We start from the raw sequence: 16824 nt of genomic DNA, 5'->3' as shown, positions 1-16824 counted from the left end.
GGTAGGGAATGGTACTCGCGATTGTTTTTACACTAATCAAGATACTGATTATCGTTGTATGCGTGCTTACCGGCGTTGCCTACATGACCTATGCCGAACGTAAGGTTATCGGTCACATGCAGGTGAGGCTCGGTCCCGTGCACACAGGTCCCATGGGACTTCTGCAACCCCTGGCTGACGGTCTGAAACTGATGTCGAAAGAGGATATGACACCGGATATGGTTGACAAACCTGTCTTTTATGTTGCACCTTTTCTCGGCATGGTTCCCGGTATCGCAGCCTTTGCGGTTATACCTTTTGCGCCTAACATTGTCGTTGCAGACATTAACGTGGGAGTGCTTTATATTTTGGCACTGTCATCTGTCGGCGTATACGGTATCATTATGTCCGGCTGGGCATCCAACTCCAAGTATGCAACCCTCGGTTCTCTGCGTTCATCCGCGCAGATAATCAGCTATGAAACAGCAATGGGTCTGTCAATACTCGGTCCTGTTCTTCTGGCAGGTTCATTGAACCTTAAAGAGATCACAGAGGCGCAAAGAGGACTTTGGTTCTTCATTCCGCAGTTCGTGGCTTTTGTCATCTACTCTATTTCTGCGGTTGCTGAAACCAACAGAGCGCCCTTTGACCTTCCGGAGGCGGAAACAGAACTGGTTGCCGGTTTCCACGTTGAATACTCAGGTATGAGATTCGCAATGTTCTTCCTTGGCGAATATGCAAACATGTACGTTGTATCCTGCATGTGTGCAATTCTGTTCCTCGGAGGCTACACCGGTCCGCTTCTTCCCCCGCTGGTATGGTTCCTGATCAAGATGCTGGCATTCATGTTCTTCTTCCTGTGGCTGAGAGCTACTCTCCCCAGATTAAGATTCGACCAGCTCATGAATCTCGGCTGGAAAGTACTCATCCCGATCGCACTCGCCAACCTGCTGATCACCAGCATCGTTGTTTATGCGATCAGGAATTAGGGGTGAATCATGAAGAACGTATTTGAAACAATCTTTTTCACGGAGATTTTGCAGGGTCTCGGAATCACTCTGAGCCATATGTTCAAGAAACCCGTGACATACAGATATCCTTTTGAGGCGACCCCCATTCAGGATCGTTTCAGAGGCATACAGTACATTAAGACCCATGCCGACGGACGCACAAAATGCGTCGGCTGCTATCTGTGCCAGAAAGTGTGCCCTTCCGAGTGCATACACATCGAAACAGACTGCGGTCCCAACGGCGAAAGGCTTATAAGAAAGTATGAGCTTGATCTTTCCAGATGTATCTACTGCGGATACTGCGAAGAGGTCTGCCCCGTCGACGCCATCCACATGGGCTGGGAGTGGAACACAGTTGCTTCCGACAGAAGCGGCTATGTGATCAACATGAAAACGCTCTCCCAGAACTACAAAGATAACGTGGAAGGCAACTGGAAAAACAAGCATCTTCAAAAGAAACTTGTGGAAGGAGTGCAGCAATGAACGAAATCTTCATGAATGTAGGATTTTGGGTGCTGGGCATCACTGCCGTGGTCGCCTCACTTTTCATGGTGACCAGAGAGAACCCTGTCCACTCCGCACTTTGGATGCTTCTGACTTTCTTTGCCGTGGCGGGCATCTTCATTCAGCTCGATGCTGAATACATCGCCGCCATTCAGGTTATGGTATACGCGGGAGCGATCCTCGTTCTTTACATGTTTGTCGTGATGCTGCTTAATCCGAAATCCACAGGATTCATTAAGCTGCCTGCGAAGGTTATCCTCGGCGCGGTTGTTGCGCTGGTGCTTTTCCTTCAGATAGTCATGACTCTCATGGGAACAGGCGTTATCAAATCGGCTCAGATGACAGGAATTAACCTTCCTGAAGGTCTCTCAAACGTGAAAGCCTTCGGAGCGGTAATGTTCACACAATATATCGTACCTTTCGAGGTTGCCTCAGTTCTGCTGCTGGTAGCTATGATCGGCGCGATAGTAATAGCGAAAAAGGATTAAGGGGGTTAAGGATGCTGACTTTGGCACATTATCTTGTCCTTAGCGCAATAATCTTCAGCATCGGCGTTGCAGGTGTTCTGATACGCAGAAACCTCATCGTTATGTTTATGTCGCTGGAGCTTATGCTTAACGCGGTTAACATCAACCTCGCAGCCTTTTCAAGCTATCTTCAGCAGATGACAGGACAGATTTTCATCGTCTTCGTCATGGCTGTTGCCGCTGCGGAAGCCGCTGTCGGTCTGGCTCTGTTCATTTCACTGTTCAGAAACAAACAGACCATCAACGCTGATGAAATCAATACTATGAGAGGATAGAGGTAGGTTATGATCTTTGCAGTATTAACACTACTTGGACCACTGGTTGCCTTTCTGATTAACGGTCTTTTCGGAAGACGTTATATCAAGACTGCTGCACCTGCGGTGGCCATAGCGGGTGTTGGTGTCTCCTTCGTCTGCGCTCTTATACTGTTCTACCTTGTATCCACACAAGGTTTTACCGTAGACGGAACACTCTACACCTGGGTAATTGCGGGCAAGCTCGAAGTTCCCTTCGGGATACTTGTTGACCCGCTGTCGTCCATAATGCTTATAGTTGTTACAACTATATCCCTGATGGTACACATCTATTCAATGGGATATATGCACGGTGACAAAGGTTACTGGAGATTTTTCACATATCTTTCAGTGTTCACCCTTTCAATGCTTGTGCTTGTTCTTGGAAACAACTTCTTTATGCTCTTTGTGGGCTGGGAAATGGTGGGTTTGTCATCTTACCTGCTGATCGGTTTCTGGTTCTTCAAAAAGAGCGCTGCTGACGCTTGTAAGAAAGCCTTCGTAATGAACAGAATCGGTGACTTCGGTTTCTACATCGGTCTTCTGCTTGTGATCTTCACTTTCAGAAGCCTTAACTACTCCGATGCTTTCAACGCTGAGGCTATTCACCATATTAAAGAAGTGACCTATACCGTATTCGGTATGGAGTTCTCGCTTCTCGACCTTATGACCTTCGGACTGTTCTGCGGCGCTATGGGTAAATCTGCCCAGTTCCCGCTGCACACATGGCTGCCCGATGCGATGGAAGGTCCCACCCCAGTTTCAGCCCTGATCCACGCGGCAACAATGGTTACCGCAGGGGTTTACATGGTTGCACGCTGTAACGCTCTGTTCGCCGAAGCGCACATGACAAGCAGTTTTGTCATCTTCGCCGGTGCAATGACAGCGTTCCTCGGCGCATCCATCGGTCTTACACAGTATGACCTTAAAAGAATACTCGCTTACTCAACTGTATCTCAGCTCGGTTACATGATCATGGCAACCGGTGTGGGCGCTTATGTTTCAGCGATATTCCACCTTTTCACACACGCAATGTTCAAAGGTCTTCTGTTCCTTTGCTCCGGTTCTGTAATGCACGCAATGCACGACAATCTGGACGTAAGGGTAATGGGCGGTCTTAAAAAGAAAATGCCCGTCACACGCTGGACATACCTCATAGGTTGTATCGCAATCGCAGGTATCCCCCCGCTGGCAGGCTTCTGGTCAAAAGATGAGATCCTCGCTTTCACCTTTGCAGGCGGTCACACCCTTGCATGGGGAGTAGGTACAGTGGTTGCGGCTATGACTGCATTCTACATGTTCAGAAGCTACTTCCTTGTGTTTGAAGGCGAACCCAGAGACCATCACCTTCACGACCACGCGCACGAGTCACCCTGGACAATGGCAGGTCCCCTTGTGTTCCTTGCCATCCTGTCAGTGCTCGTGGGTATGGTTTTCGGTTATCCTCTGGAAGCAGGGTACATCCACAAGTTCCTCGGACCGGTTCTGACTCCTGCGCATGCTCACGAGCATCACATGAGCCACTCCGTTGCTCAGGCGCTTATGATACTTTCAATCGTGGTTGCGGTTGCGGGTATTACGGTTGCATACCTGTTCTATGTGAAGTTCTATCCGGTACTTCCGGAGAAAACAGTGAAGACGTTCAAACCTGTTCACAAGTTCCTGCTTAACAAGTGGTACTTCGACGAGCTTTACGACTTCCTGTTCGTTCATCCCATAGTAATGCTTTCCAACGTTGTTCTCTGGAGAGCGATAGACGTAAACGTTATAGACTTCATCGTAAACGCATTCGGACGTGTTCCGATGTGGTTCGGCGGAGTAATAAGATATGTGCAGACAGGACGTATCCAGACATACATCTTCACAATGGTTGTCGGTGTGATAGCGCTGGTTGCACTGTTCTACACTGTGTAAGGGGGACGGAAATATCATGCAACATATACTCAGCTTACTGATTTTCTTCCCGCTTGCGGCTGCACTGTTCATCCTGATCTTTTTCAGGAAGGGCAAAAGCTCCATGTGGGCAGCTTTCATAGCCAGCGTTATCGAGTTTATCATCTCGATCCCGCTTATGGCAAACTTCGACAAGAGCGAAGCCGGCATGCAGTTCGTTGAAAAAGCATGGTGGATAAAATCCATCGGCGTTCAGTATTTCCTGGGCGTTGACGGAATCTCCATCCTCATGGTTTTCCTGACAACACTGCTTACAATGATAGCCATTCTGGGTTCATTCACATACATCCAGAAGAGACAGAAAGAGTTCTACATAGCGATGCTTGTTCTTGAAACAGGTATGATAGGTACTTTCCTTGCGCTTGACTTCTTCCTGTTCTACATCTTCTGGGAAGCGATGCTGATACCCATGTATCTGATCATCGGTGTATGGGGCGGAAAACGCAGGGTTTACGCTGCGGTGAAGTTCTTCATATACACCCTCGCAGGTTCAGTTCTGATGATGCTTGCAATCATCGCTCTGTACTACACACACGGTCAGATTACAGGCAACTACACATTTGACGTTCTTAAGATAACTGAACAGTACGGGATGTACACTCAGGGATTCCAGATGGTTGTTTTCGCGGTATTCTTCCTCGGATTTGCCATCAAGGTTCCCATGTTCCCGCTGCACACATGGCTTCCCGATGCGCACGTTGAGGCGCCCACTGCGGGTTCGGTCATTCTGGCGGGCGTACTGCTGAAAATGGGTACATACGGTATGCTCCGTTTCTGTCTTCCCATGACTCCCTACGCTGCCATCAAGCTGATGCCTTTCGTTGCGGCTCTGTCCGTGATAGCCATCATCTACGGCGCACTGGTTGCGATGGTTCAGAAAGACATCAAGAAACTGGTTGCTTACTCTTCAGTTTCTCACATGGGTTTTGTAACCCTTGGTATCTACGCTCTTAATCAGGCTGGTATCGAAGGCGGTATCCTCCAGATGTTCAACCACGGTATCATCACCGGCGCGTTGTTCCTTCTGATAGGTCTGATATATGAAAGAACACATACGAGAGAGATAGCGGACTACGGCGGTATCGCTGCAAGCGTTCCCGTATACGCAACGATCTTCCTTGTGTTTACAATGGCGTCAATAGGTCTTCCCTCAATGGGAGCCTTCATCGGTGAATTCCTTGTTCTGGTGGGTGCGTTCGCCGCATTCTCCGACTGGGCAATCCTCGCTGCTATCGGTGTGATTTTCTCCGCCGTTTACATGCTTTGGATGTTCCAGAGAGTTCTGTATCAGAGCCTGAACAAAAGATGGGAAAACCTCGCCGATATGAACCTCAGAGAAGTAATCTACATATTCCCGCTGCTTATCATAGTGTTCTGGGTCGGAATGTACCCTGAGACTTTCCAGTCTTACATGCACGCAAGCGTTATCAAGCTTGTTGAGCATATGAACACTGCCGCAGTGGCAATGCAGTAGGGGGCTGAAATGCAGAACTTTATGATGAACCTGCAATCAATTTTTCCCGAAGTGCTGATGACCATCTTCGGTCTGATAATGGTTGTGCTTGATGTCATGACCTCAAAAGAGAAGAAGTCCATGGTCGGCTATTTCGGAATAGCCTTCCTGCTTATAGTCGCTCTGCTGACCAACCCTCAGCTTGGCGGCAAATACCTCGGTTTCAACAACATGCTCATGTGGGATAACTTCTCATATGTGTTCTTTGTGATCTTCGCTCTGGCGTACACACTGACCACACTGGGTTCTGTTGAGTACCTTAAAGACAAAGGGATACTGAAAGGCGAATTTTACACACTCATGTTCTTCAGCATACTCGGTATGATGTTCATGGTGTCAGCGTTTGACCTTACAATTTTCTATGTCGGTCTTGAAACCATGGCAATCGCAATGTACGTCCTTGCAGGATTCAACAAGAATGAGATGCGTTCATCCGAGGCGGGAGTTAAATACTTCATCATCGGTGCTTTCTCTTCCGCTATGCTCCTGTTCGGTATGACATACGTTTACGGCGCCACAGGCAGTCTGAACTACATTCAGATAGCCGAGGTGCTTAAAAGCGGTATGATCGCGGACAACATGACAGTTAAGATAGGGCTTATCCTTATGCTTACCGGCTTCGCGTTCAAAATCTCTGCCGTGCCTTTCCACATGTGGGCTCCTGATGTTTATCAGGGCGCACCCACACCCGCTGCGGGCTTTATGACCGTGGCTCCTAAGGCTGCAGCGTTTGCCGCTCTTATCAGATTTGTTTACATCGCACTTGAACCCGCATCAGGACTTTGGGTACCTCTGTTCTCAATCCTCGCGGTTTTAACAATGACATACGGTAACCTTGTGGCGCTTGCTCAGACAAACGTTAAGAGAATGCTGGCTTACTCCGCAATCTCCCACGCAGGTTACATGATGATCGGTCTGGTTGCTATGAACCCCGAAGGCTACAGAGCCATCGCACTTTACTCCCTTATCTATGTGTTTATGAACATCGGAGCATTCACACTGCTCGGTATTCTGAAAAACAAAGGTATGGTTGAGGACGAGCGTCTGGAAAGCTTTTCAGGTCTTGCCAAAAAGAACCCTCTGTATGCTCTCGGCATGCTGATATTCATGTTCTCTCTGGCAGGCATCCCGCCTCTGGCAGGATTCATAGGCAAGTTCCAGATATTTATGGCTGCTATGAAAGCAGATATGATCTGGCTGGCAGTTATAGGTGCGCTTAACTCGGCTCTCGCTTGCTACTATTACATGAGAGTAACAATCTACATGTACTTCAACGAGCCTGAGTATGAAGTTGATGCTACTGTCGGTCGTTCAGCATTCATCACAAGTTTTATCGGAGCTGCAATGGTGCTGTTCGTGGGATTCTTCCCCGCAGTGTTTATCAACTTCGTAAAACACCTGCTGGTGTAAGGAGAAACGATGGAAGCTACGGTTGTTGAGGCACTGAACGAGGCGGCAAGGAAAGAGCAGCTTACTCTGGACTTTTATGAAAAACTTCTGGATATCGTTTCGGAACTCAGTTCCAAAGAGATAATCAAGGAACTTATCGAAACGAAGAAGAAGTTCAAAAGTGTCATAGAGGAAGCGATAAAGTGTGACTGCCTTGAGGATCTCGGGCGTGACTCAAGCTGCAAGCTTAGAGATCTGGGCATAGGAAAAACAGGACACTCAGAGGTTGTAACAGACAGTCTGAACGTTCAGGAACTCCTGCTCATCGCCATCCGCCACGAAGATGCCAGTATGAAGTATTATGAGTCTATGGCAGATAAGTTCAAAGGCTCAGAAGCGGGAGAAGCTTTCGAGCGCCTCGCTTATGATGTCGCTTGCCATAAGAAGGACATTCAGTATATCTATGATGACATCATAAACATAGAAAACTGAAAATAATCTTTGCAAATATGAAAAGCCCGCTTTCAAAGCGGGCTTTTTTGTTATAGTATCCCGAAAACAAGTAGGGTGCTTTTTTATGTCAACATATATTATGGGTGCGGGCGCATACGCGAAAATGGTATACGACGCGGCGGTTTTAAATGGGATACAGATAGACGGGCTTGCAGTTTCGGACACGAGGTGCGCAGGTTTCAATCATATAAAAGTCATTAGCGAGGAAGAAATCGTAACAGATGATAAAATAATCCTCGCCATCACAGACAACAGAATAAGAACACTTCTTTTCAACGAACTCAAAATGATAAAAGCGAAAGTTCTCCCTCTGGTGCATCCGGCATGCTGGATATCGGATAATGCTTCCTTAAGTGAAGGGTGCATAGTTATGGCAGGTGCTCTTATAAATCATTCAGTAATATGTGGAAAGGCGTGCATAATCGGGGCAGGGGTTATTCTTGAAAGCGACTGTATCCTTGAATTCGGTGTGAGTATCGGTGCCGGTGCCATCCTTGAGACAGGAGCTGCTGTCGGCAGCGAGACGGCTATCGGAGCGGGAGCAGTCATCGGAGCCGGTGTCCGGATAGGAAAGAATTGTGTGATACGCCCCGGACAGACAGTGCTTTCAAATCTTGCTGACGGAACAGGAGCCTAAGCGCTCCTATCTGCATACATAGTTGTATTTAACGGAAAGGCTGACCGTCTGGTCTGTCTTGTCCGGCTCACTTACCTGTATGGAGGTCTTGCTTGCCCTTACAGCGCTGTATTCTCTTGCGACGGGTGAAAAGTCGTTATACTCAAGATTTATGTCCTTGGGTGTGCAATGAAGCCCTGACGCTCTGGAATAGTCTCTGGCAGTCCTGAGAACCGTCTTTATAGCTTCAATTTTCATCTGGGAGCGCTGAGCGTCCATAACTTTGCGCGATACCGACCAGCGTATCTGTTTTGAAGTGAGCAGGTAGGCGCTGTCTGCATCCGCTATTGCGAAAACGTCATTCCCCACGGCTTCGTAAACGGGCGCAGAGTTGAACTTACAGTCGAAATCCAGATACCCCATATAGCCGTCGTTTATCTGTTTTCCGTCAACGTACTGATATTCGGGTGATATTCTATACCCTGAAAAAGTGCAGATATCTTTAGATTTCTTAACGGCTCCGGTTATCTTTTCCATAGCAGACGCTACTGCCGCATAATTCTGTGATTTGTACTGAACCGTCATGCCGGATTCCATTATATCCGGTTTCGCAGATGAGCTGATTGTAACGGAATCCGTTATCACCATCGGGTCTTTTATCTTAACACGTGCAAAAGCTGTAGCAGAAGCAAGCACGAGAAGCGCAACGATAACATATTTCATTTTACAGTCCTGATGTGTATGTTTTACCATCGAAAAGAAGCACTTTGCCGTCAACCATTATGTTCTGCATGCCGTTAGATTTCTCCGGCAGAACTTTAATATCGAAATTAGTTGTTCGCTGGTTAAGTTTCATGGGTTTATAGCTGTTAAAGTCATTCTGCATCATGATATAAAGCGGATAGGTTCCGTTTTCGTAATATCTGAAATGTATCATTGATGCTATGAAATCCGGTTTGCCGTCTTCATTCAGATCAGTTTCATAAACTGCAATATCTGAGGGCAAAGGCTGAAAAGGCTCTGAAGAGAAAATTATCTTAAGCTGCTCGTCGGGCTTTTTGAAAACAAATCGCCACATATAGTCCTGTAGAGCCATATTGTGTGCATCAAGACTGGCTACGGAGGTCGGTGACTTTTTATCCCCGCACGATACTATGAAGATCACTGAAAGAAATAATAAAAAGTATTTCATATTAACCTACTGTATTGAAATGTCGCCTTTGTCCAGCTCGTCGAAAGCGTCGTTGGCGCGTTTGTGGGTCAGTTCAAATTTAATCTTTTCAGCGCGTTTGGTCTGATAGTCAAGTATTACTTCCTTATCTATGCATCCCTGTGCGAAAGCAATTCTTCTTTTTTCGTTGTATTCAAGATTTGGGAACTGAATATTCTTGTTTACGAAGATGTTAAGTTCAGGATCGTTCTTGAACATATAGACAAACTGTTTTTCTTTAGGGTCTTTCAGATTGGAGTATTCGGAATAGATGACCGTTTCGATTATCTTTGTGAGTTCCGCACGCATCTTTGTGGCTGTGGAATCTTTCACCGCATCAACAGATTCCAGTCCGCCCTGTTTAAAGTCGTAAACACAGACGGAAGAGTTGACATTTTTCATGTACCAGTATGGAGCACCGTCAATTTTAACATTGCTTGCAGCCAACATATAGGTTTTGAAAAGGAAAGCAGCCAGAGTTTTTACAATAGCAATAGCAACAGCCTCAACCATGACAGTCCTCCTATGAATACAAGATTATATCATTGTGCAGGACAAAATAAAGTTAACTTTTTATATCCTCCGCATAACCATAATCACCGTCGGCTATGCGGCGTTTTATATGCTTTTTCACAATATCCCTTTTATAGGGAGGGATTCTGTCTATGAAAAGCACACCTTCAAGGTGATCAAGCTCGTGCTGGACAGCTCTTGCAAGGAAGCCTTCCGCTTCAAGTTCGATATTTTCACCTGCGGGGTTGAGTGCCTTTACTGTTACCTTATTATATCTGCGAACCGGTTCATATTCGCCGGGGATGCTCAGGCAGCCTTCTTCACCTGTCTGCTCACCTTCGGAAGCGGTTATCTCCGGATTTATAAGCTGAATCAGGGCGCCCGGGTCCTCGCCTGCAGATGTATCTATGACAACCACACGCAGACTTACTCCAACCTGCGGAGCCGCAAGACCAACGCCTTTCTGGCTGTACATGGTTTCTGTCATGTCGTTGATCAGCTCTGATATCTCGATATCTATATTTTCAACAGGCTGTGCCTTTTTTCTAAGTACATCATCAGGGAAAGTGTGAATCTTTCTTATCATCGTTCCTCCTGTTTAAGAGAATAAGTGAATTATGGAGAAAATCAAGAATTATGTTTATCGTCAAGAGAATAGACCGTGAAATAAGAGTACATTGCGCGTCTGAACGCTTCTCTTAATTCCTCTTTTTCAATACCGTCCGCCATAGCATCTGCATATTGTTTTTCGCGAGGTGACATCTCTTTTTTGGGAATAAGGTTATACGCCTCCGGAGCCGGTTTTTGCTTATAAAAAAATCTGATGCTGTCCGCCTGAATATTTTTTTCGCGGATGCGCTCCAGAAATTCACCCTTCAGGAAATTAAGCTCAGTGACCCAGTCAGAATCGTGGACGGCAATTTCAAGTACGCCGGATTTGAGCTTCTGAACGGTGGTCATGCGCGCGATCACCTCGCCGCATGACGTTTCCCATGCACGGGCAATACGGGCGTAGTCCCGCATTTCCCTGCTGACTGTTTCCGACAGGATTTCAGAAAGTCTCTTCACTCTCCTGCTCCATTTCACGGATAATATTTTCCAGATGATCTGTAACTTCCTTTGTGCCTTCCTGTGCCATAGAAGAGAAGCGGAAGTATGCAGTATCCGGCATTTCAGCTTTGAGGAATGCCTCAAACTCTGCCAGATTCTCCTCGTTGGGAGAATCCATTTTGGAAGCTCCGATTACCTCTATCTTGTCTGCAACTTCGCCCTCATATTTTTCAAGCTCGTTGCGAAGTATTTTGTATCGTTCCACCATTGATTCATCGGCTGAAGCGTCTATGAGGTGCAGAAGCACCTTTGTGCGTTCGATATGCTTGAGGAACTGTATACCCAGACCTATACCGTCTGCCGCACCTTCGATAAGTCCGGGCATGTCTGCCAGAACGAACGAGTTGCCGTAATGTCCTTTCACCACGCCGAGGTGGGGCGTAAGTGTTGTGAAGGGATAATCCGCAACCTTAGGTTTTGCAGCGGACACTGTTGATATGAATGTGGATTTGCCTGCGTTGGGAAATCCTATAATACCCACGTCGGCAATGAGTTTAAGTTCAAGGGCGAGTTTCATCTTTTCGCCTTCAAAACCGGGTTCGTGGCGTGTGGGCGCTCTGTGAGTGGGTGACATGAAGTTCGCGTTTCCGCGTCCGCCCTTTCCTCCATGTGCAACTACCACCTGCTGACCGTTCTCTGTAAGGTCTGCAAGCATCTCTTCGGTTTCGGCATTGTATACGATGGTTCCGGCAGGAACTTTGATGAGCTGGTCAACGCCTCTGCGACCGTGCATACCTTTTCCTTTGCCATGGACGCCGCGTTCAGCTTTGTAATGGTACTGCTGGCGTATATCCATTAAGGTATGCTTTGAGTTGTCAGCAACAAGTATGACGTTTCCGCCGTCACCGCCGTTACCGCCGTCGGGACCGCCTCTGGGAACGTATGCTTCTCTGCGGAAGCTCATACATCCGTTTCCGCCATCGCCTGCAATGGCCATAATTTCGCATGTATCAATAAATTTCATGAAAAGACCTCTGATGTGTTGAAACTATAGGATTTACGCTGAAAACTCAAGAAAAAAGCCCGCTGTTGTCAGCGGGCCTTGTTGCTATGCTCTTTCGGAAAGAATGTTAACGAATTTACCCTTGCTGCCTCTGTCCTGAAACTTGACGAAGCCGTCAGTCAGTGCGAAGAGTGTGTCGTCTTTGCCGATGCCAACGCCTGTACCGGGTTTAAACTTGGTACCGCGCTGTCTGACGATGATGTTTCCTGCGATAACCACTTCACCGTCATATTTTTTAACGCCGAGGCGTTTGGAATTGGAGTCCCTTCCGTTTCTGGTCGATCCGCCAGCTTTCTTGTGAGCCATCTTACGCCTCCTTAGCCGACTTTGATGTCGGAGATTTTAAGAACGGTCAGGTGAGATCTGTGACCGAACCTTGATTTGTAGTCTTTACGTCTTCTTCTTTTGAAAACAAGAATTTTGTCGTCTTTAATCTGGTTTACAACTTTCGCAGTAACAACAGCTTTGGCAACAAAAGGTTTACCGATGTTGAGCTGTCCGTTTTCGCTGACTGCGAGGACATCGCTTATCTGGATGTCAGAGTCTACTTCAGCGTTGATGCTGTCAACCTTCAGCACATCGCCGGGTTTGACAGTATATTGTTTGCCGCCGCTCTTTATGATTGCGAACATTTTTCACATACCTCCACGAATCCTGTCTAAACAGGGAAATCAGTTATACATGCCATGCAATATTGTGTCAAGAAAAAATATAGAGAAAATTTGCGTCTTTCGCAGTATGGCGGCGGGTCGTTATTCAAATTTATTTGATATGCGGTTGACAAACAGACACGTCATAGATATAATCACAGGCTTACGTTTAAAAGTATGCTAATATTTTAGTCTTCAAAAATAGAAAGGAGAGTTTCAAATGGCACAGCTCACTATGAGAAAGCCCAGCAACCTGAAACGCAAACGCGCACAGGGATTCAGGGCAAGAATGAAAACCAAAGGCGGAAGAGCAGTTATCGCCAGAAGAAGGGCGAAAGGCCGCAAACGTCTCGCCGTTTAATGTCGGAAAGCTTTCCGGAAAAGGATCGCTTAAAGACCACGCGGGATTTTGAAAGGGTCTTCAGACAGGGAAAAAAGAAACAGGGCAGATTCATCTGCCTCCACTATTTATATAATGAAGAAGACCGCACGAGGGTCGGTATCACCGTCAGCAAGAAAGTTGACAAGCGGGCGGTGGTACGCAACCTGATCAAACGCCGACTGAGAGAAATTTTCCGCAGAAACAGACAAGTGTTTCCCTGCTGTCTGGACATGGTGTTCCGTGCATTGCCGGCATGTACGAACGCAGATTACGGTGAACTGAGAGATGAAGTTATCAGCCTTGCGGCAGATATTGGACTTAAGAAGACCGATAATATTTCTGATACGATTATATAAGCTTTTCATCTCCCCCCTGCTCGGCAACAGATGCAGGTTCTATCCCTCCTGCTCGGACTACGCGGTGGAGGCACTGCGTAAAAAAGGGCTTGTCAAGGGTACGCTCATGGCAGTGTGGCGTATCTTACGTTGTTCCCCCCTTTCAAAGGGCGGCTACGACCCTGTTAAATGAAAAAAGGACGACCCTCGGAGGATAATTCATAATGAATAAGAATTTAATTCTGGCTTTCGGTCTCAGCGCGCTGGTTCTGATAGGCTTCCAGACATTCTTCGCTCCCAAAGCAACTCCCGTACAAAAAACAGAACAGACCGAAACAGCAAAAACACAGGAGCCCTCTGTCAAGCTCACTGTGGACAACACTCCGAAAGTTAAAGAAAAAGTTGTTACATTCGACGTTCAGACCCCACTCGCAAAGTATACATTCAATCAGAACACAGGTAACATCAGAAGCGCACAGGTTCTTGCCTATGAAGGTAAACCGCTTCAGGACATAATCTTTGACAGCAAAACAGACGACTCCATATTCATAACCGTTCCGCTGGTGAACAGCTATACGACCTCCAAAAAAGAGGACGCTGAAAACATCACAGTGACCTTTTCAGGTTCTCAGGGCGACATGGTTGTGGATAAGACATATGTTATAAGCAAAACAAGCTACCTTGTCAGCGGCAAGGTGACTGTCAACAACATCGGCGGAAAAACCCTTGAGGTTCCCGTCCGCATGGGTATGACAGGCGGCATCAATCAGGCTCTGCGCGAAGACAAATATACCTTCGGCGGACCTCTTATGTATGACGGCAAGAAGCTCAGAACCGAAAAACCGGAAAAACTGGACGAAACGGTCTCCTATGACAAACCCACATGGGTTGGCTATACGTCCAAATATTATCTGGCGGCTATTACAAACTCATTCGCAAAAGGCGAATTTGTTCCTAAAGATAAAAAAGCGGACATCTACGGAGATACTGCGGTACAGGTTAACCCCGGTTCAAGACAGGTCGTTGACTTCAATATCTATGCAGGTCCAAAAGAATATGAACTTCTCAAAGGCTATCACCTTAAACTGGAAAAGAGCATCGACTTCGGCATCTTCGCTTTCATAGCTATCCCTATGCTCTACTTCCTGAACCTCATCTTCGGATATGTGCATAACTACGGTATCGCCATCATCCTGCTCACCATCGTTGTTAAGGTTGCAACCCTGCCCCTTACGCATAAAAGTATGGTCAGCATGAGAAAGATGGGTTCACTCGCACCCAAGATGACTGAACTGAAAGAAAAATTCGGCGCGGATAAAGAAAAGCTGAATCAGGCAATGATGGAGCTTTACAAGAAAGAGGGTGTCAACCCGCTTGGCGGCTGTCTCCCCATGATACTTCAGATACCGATATTCTTCGCGCTGTATAAAACCCTGCTCCTCGCCATCGAGCTTCAGGGCGCACCCTTCTTCGGCTGGATAGTTGACCTTTCAATGAAAGACCCTTACTACATAACACCCATAATCATGGGCGCAACAATGTTCATCCAGCAGAGAATGACACCCAGCAGTGTACAGGATCCCATTCAGCAGAAAGTATTTATGCTGATGCCGTTCATTTTCACCTTTATGTTCCTTACCTTTCCGGCAGGTCTGGTGGTATACTGGCTTACGAACAACATACTTTCAATTGCGCAGCAGTATTATATTAATAAAAAGGCTGCCTAAAACGGAGACTGGATTTTTATGAAATATTTTGAAATAGAAGGGAAAAACGCAGAAGAAGCTGTAGCTAATTTCCTTTCGGAGAACAATATACCCAAGGATTTCATCACATTTGAAACCCTTGAAGCAGGAAGCAAAGGCTTTCTCGGTTTCGGCGGCAAGAACGCGCTTGTGAAGATTAAATTCAACGACGTGGAATTCTACAAACGCAAAGGCAGGCTGGTTCTTTCAGAACTGCTTGAAAAAGCAGGATTCCATGAAGTTACAATAGAAACAAAGTTCAGACACCCCGATGTTATTTACAACATCATTTCTCCGGATTCAAAACTTCTGATAGGCAAAAACGCCCAGATGCTTGACGCTATGCAGTTTCTCCTGAACCGTATGGTGAGCTGGGGGGACAACGAAGGCACGTTCATCGTTGATGTTGAGGATTACAGAGACAGAGTTGTTGAACAGCTTAAGGACAAAGCGATCAAACTTGCAAAAACAGTCCGCAGAACCGGAAAACCCATCAAAATGGCTCCTATGGTCACAATGGTGCGCAAGGAAATACACATTGCGCTCAAACAGATAAAAGGAATCAGTACGGTGAGCAAGGGGGAAGGGCATCTTAAAGAGATACTCATCGTTCCCGAGCGTAAAGGCGGCGGCGCCCCCAGAGACGGCGGCAACAGACGTCCTTTCCGTCCCAGAAACGACCACCGTGAAAATAACAATACAGAACCCGAGGCACCAAAACAGGATGCCGAGGCAAAACAGGAAGATTAACTATGGTTAAATTACTTCTTTTCGTTCTCATTGCATTTGTAGCATTCAAACTTTTCCGTAAGCCTGAGTCACTTAAAAAAGTGAGGGAGGAGGCGCAGGCACTTGAAACGGCAGTTGACCCCATCAGCGGAACTTATGTCAGCAAAGACACAGAGTTCAAGGTGAAACTGTACGATAAAGTGTACTATTTCGACTCTAAAGATTCTATGGACAAGTTTATTGCCCAAAAAAGCGGAGAAAAAGATGAAACTGTTTCTTGATACTGCAAACGTTGAAGAGATAAAAGAGGTTAAAGACCTTGGCATACTCGACGGCGTTACCACCAATCCCTCGCTTATTGCGAAGGAGAAAAAAGATTTTAAAAAGACCGTTGCTGAAATCTGCGAGATCGTTTGCGGCCCCGTCAGCGCAGAGGTCATCGCCCTTGACTGGGAAACTATGGTTAAAGAGGGCAGAGAGCTTGCGGACATCAGCGAATATATCGTTGTTAAAGTTCCTTTCACAAAGGACGGTCTGAAAGCAACCAGCATCCTCGCAGGCGAAGGTATCCCTGTTAACGTAACACTTATCTTCTCTGCAAATCAGGCTCTTCTGGCATGCAAAGCAGGCGCTGCTTATATCAGCCCCTTCGCAGGTCGTCTGGACGATATAGGTCACGACGGTATAGAAGTTGTCAGCCAGTGCCAACAGCTTGTTGAAACATACGGATTTGAAACAGAGGTTATCGCCGCCAGCATCAGAAGCACAGCGCATATGCTCCAGCTTCAGGAAGTAGGCGTTGATATCGCCACTATCCCTTATTCAGTTGTTGCGCAGATGATGAAACATC

General features: G+C 46.7%; 24 protein-coding genes. 16 read left to right on the top strand and 8 right to left on the bottom strand.

The window, feature by feature from the left end; genetic code table 11:
- Positions 1-8: 8 nt before the first annotated feature.
- The 9 genes from nuoH (at position 9) to LRY47_RS01390 (ending at position 8318) form a co-directional block, all read left to right on the top strand.
- On the top strand, positions 9-968 hold the full coding sequence (nuoH, locus tag LRY47_RS01430; protein WP_295221789.1) for an NADH-quinone oxidoreductase subunit NuoH: 960 nt from the start codon (positions 9-11) through the stop codon (positions 966-968).
- A gap of 9 nt (positions 969-977) precedes the next feature.
- Positions 978-1472, top strand: a complete 495-nt coding sequence (locus LRY47_RS01425) for an NADH-quinone oxidoreductase subunit I (RefSeq protein WP_295221787.1) — start codon at positions 978-980, stop codon at positions 1470-1472.
- The gene (locus tag LRY47_RS01420; protein ID WP_295221785.1) at positions 1469-1981 is read left to right on the top strand and encodes an NADH-quinone oxidoreductase subunit J; all 513 of its coding nucleotides are present in this window, start codon (positions 1469-1471) and stop codon (positions 1979-1981) included. The genes LRY47_RS01425 and LRY47_RS01420 overlap by 4 nt, the downstream gene beginning before the upstream one ends.
- An 11-nt stretch (positions 1982-1992) precedes the next feature.
- The gene (gene nuoK, locus LRY47_RS01415; RefSeq protein ID WP_295221783.1) at positions 1993-2295 is read left to right on the top strand and encodes an NADH-quinone oxidoreductase subunit NuoK; all 303 of its coding nucleotides are present in this window, start codon (positions 1993-1995) and stop codon (positions 2293-2295) included.
- Positions 2296-2304: 9 nt separating this feature from the next.
- Positions 2305-4227: an NADH-quinone oxidoreductase subunit L gene (gene nuoL / locus LRY47_RS01410; protein WP_295221781.1), complete on the top strand. Its 1923-nt coding sequence runs from the start codon at positions 2305-2307 to the stop codon at positions 4225-4227.
- Between the two features lie 16 nt (positions 4228-4243).
- Positions 4244-5740: an NADH-quinone oxidoreductase subunit M gene (locus LRY47_RS01405; RefSeq protein ID WP_295221778.1), complete on the top strand. Its 1497-nt coding sequence runs from the start codon at positions 4244-4246 to the stop codon at positions 5738-5740.
- Positions 5741-5749: 9 nt separating this feature from the next.
- Positions 5750-7189, top strand: a complete 1440-nt coding sequence (locus LRY47_RS01400) for an NADH-quinone oxidoreductase subunit N (protein WP_295221776.1) — start codon at positions 5750-5752, stop codon at positions 7187-7189.
- 9 nt (positions 7190-7198) lie between these two features.
- The gene (locus LRY47_RS01395) at positions 7199-7660 is read left to right on the top strand and encodes a rubrerythrin (RefSeq protein ID WP_295221774.1); all 462 of its coding nucleotides are present in this window, start codon (positions 7199-7201) and stop codon (positions 7658-7660) included.
- Positions 7661-7745: 85 nt separating this feature from the next.
- Complete coding sequence (locus LRY47_RS01390; protein WP_295221773.1) at positions 7746-8318, top strand: hypothetical protein; 573 nt, start codon at positions 7746-7748, stop codon at positions 8316-8318.
- Positions 8319-8324: 6 nt separating this feature from the next.
- On the opposite strand, the gene LRY47_RS01385 is transcribed toward LRY47_RS01390, so the two are convergent.
- The 8 genes from LRY47_RS01385 to rplU form a co-directional block, all read right to left on the bottom strand.
- Positions 8325-9020, bottom strand: a complete 696-nt coding sequence (locus LRY47_RS01385; protein ID WP_295221771.1) for an SIMPL domain-containing protein — start codon at positions 9018-9020, stop codon at positions 8325-8327.
- A 1-nt stretch (position 9021) separates the two neighbouring features.
- Complete coding sequence (locus tag LRY47_RS01380; protein ID WP_295221769.1) at positions 9022-9489, bottom strand: hypothetical protein; 468 nt, start codon at positions 9487-9489, stop codon at positions 9022-9024.
- 6 nt (positions 9490-9495) lie between these two features.
- Positions 9496-10020: a hypothetical protein gene (locus tag LRY47_RS01375; protein WP_295221766.1), complete on the bottom strand. Its 525-nt coding sequence runs from the start codon at positions 10018-10020 to the stop codon at positions 9496-9498.
- 52 nt (positions 10021-10072) lie between these two features.
- The gene (gene def, locus LRY47_RS01370) at positions 10073-10606 is read right to left on the bottom strand and encodes a peptide deformylase (protein ID WP_295221764.1); all 534 of its coding nucleotides are present in this window, start codon (positions 10604-10606) and stop codon (positions 10073-10075) included.
- A 41-nt stretch (positions 10607-10647) separates the two neighbouring features.
- Positions 10648-11088, bottom strand: a complete 441-nt coding sequence (locus LRY47_RS01365) for a DUF721 domain-containing protein (RefSeq protein ID WP_295221762.1) — start codon at positions 11086-11088, stop codon at positions 10648-10650.
- Positions 11072-12094 (bottom strand): GTPase ObgE, encoded by a 1023-nt coding sequence (gene obgE / locus LRY47_RS01360; protein ID WP_295221760.1) that lies wholly within the window; start codon positions 12092-12094, stop codon positions 11072-11074. Before obgE ends, LRY47_RS01365 begins: the two co-directional genes overlap by 17 nt.
- Before the next feature lie 84 nt (positions 12095-12178).
- Positions 12179-12439 (bottom strand): 50S ribosomal protein L27, encoded by a 261-nt coding sequence (gene rpmA, locus LRY47_RS01355; RefSeq protein WP_295221757.1) that lies wholly within the window; start codon positions 12437-12439, stop codon positions 12179-12181.
- Between the two features lie 11 nt (positions 12440-12450).
- Positions 12451-12765 carry a 50S ribosomal protein L21 gene (gene rplU / locus LRY47_RS01350; RefSeq protein WP_295221755.1) on the bottom strand — a complete coding sequence of 105 codons (315 nt, stop codon included), beginning with the start codon at positions 12763-12765 and terminating at the stop codon, positions 12451-12453.
- 253 nt (positions 12766-13018) lie between these two features.
- Between rplU and rpmH the strand changes: the two genes are divergently transcribed.
- The 7 genes from rpmH to fsa all read left to right on the top strand — a co-directional run.
- Positions 13019-13144: a 50S ribosomal protein L34 gene (gene rpmH / locus LRY47_RS01345; RefSeq protein WP_132872944.1), complete on the top strand. Its 126-nt coding sequence runs from the start codon at positions 13019-13021 to the stop codon at positions 13142-13144.
- Entirely contained in the window at positions 13144-13521 is a 378-nt protein-coding gene (rnpA, locus tag LRY47_RS01340; protein ID WP_295221753.1) for a ribonuclease P protein component, read from the top strand. The genes rpmH and rnpA overlap by 1 nt, the downstream gene beginning before the upstream one ends.
- Positions 13451-13693: a membrane protein insertion efficiency factor YidD gene (gene yidD, locus LRY47_RS01335; protein WP_295221751.1), complete on the top strand. Its 243-nt coding sequence runs from the start codon at positions 13451-13453 to the stop codon at positions 13691-13693. The genes rnpA and yidD overlap by 71 nt, the downstream gene beginning before the upstream one ends.
- Positions 13694-13724: 31 nt before the next feature.
- Positions 13725-15227: a membrane protein insertase YidC gene (gene yidC, locus LRY47_RS01330; RefSeq protein ID WP_295221750.1), complete on the top strand. Its 1503-nt coding sequence runs from the start codon at positions 13725-13727 to the stop codon at positions 15225-15227.
- 18 nt (positions 15228-15245) lie between these two features.
- A complete protein-coding gene (locus tag LRY47_RS01325) occupies positions 15246-15995 on the top strand; it encodes a Jag N-terminal domain-containing protein (protein ID WP_295221747.1) in 750 nt (249 codons plus the stop codon).
- Positions 15996-15997: 2 nt separating this feature from the next.
- Positions 15998-16255, top strand: coding sequence for a hypothetical protein (locus LRY47_RS01320; RefSeq protein ID WP_295221744.1), 258 nt, complete (start codon positions 15998-16000; stop codon positions 16253-16255).
- The coding region (gene fsa, locus LRY47_RS01315; protein WP_295221741.1) for a fructose-6-phosphate aldolase at positions 16239-16824 on the top strand (586 nt) is incomplete at its 3' end. The genes LRY47_RS01320 and fsa, both read left to right, overlap by 17 nt.

Origin of the sequence: Seleniivibrio sp., assembly GCF_021209385.1 — a bacterium.
Classification (GTDB): domain Bacteria; phylum Chrysiogenota; class Deferribacteres; order Deferribacterales; family Geovibrionaceae; genus Seleniivibrio.
Note: the sequence above shows the minus strand (reverse complement) of the source record. Positions and strands in the feature narration are given on the sequence as shown.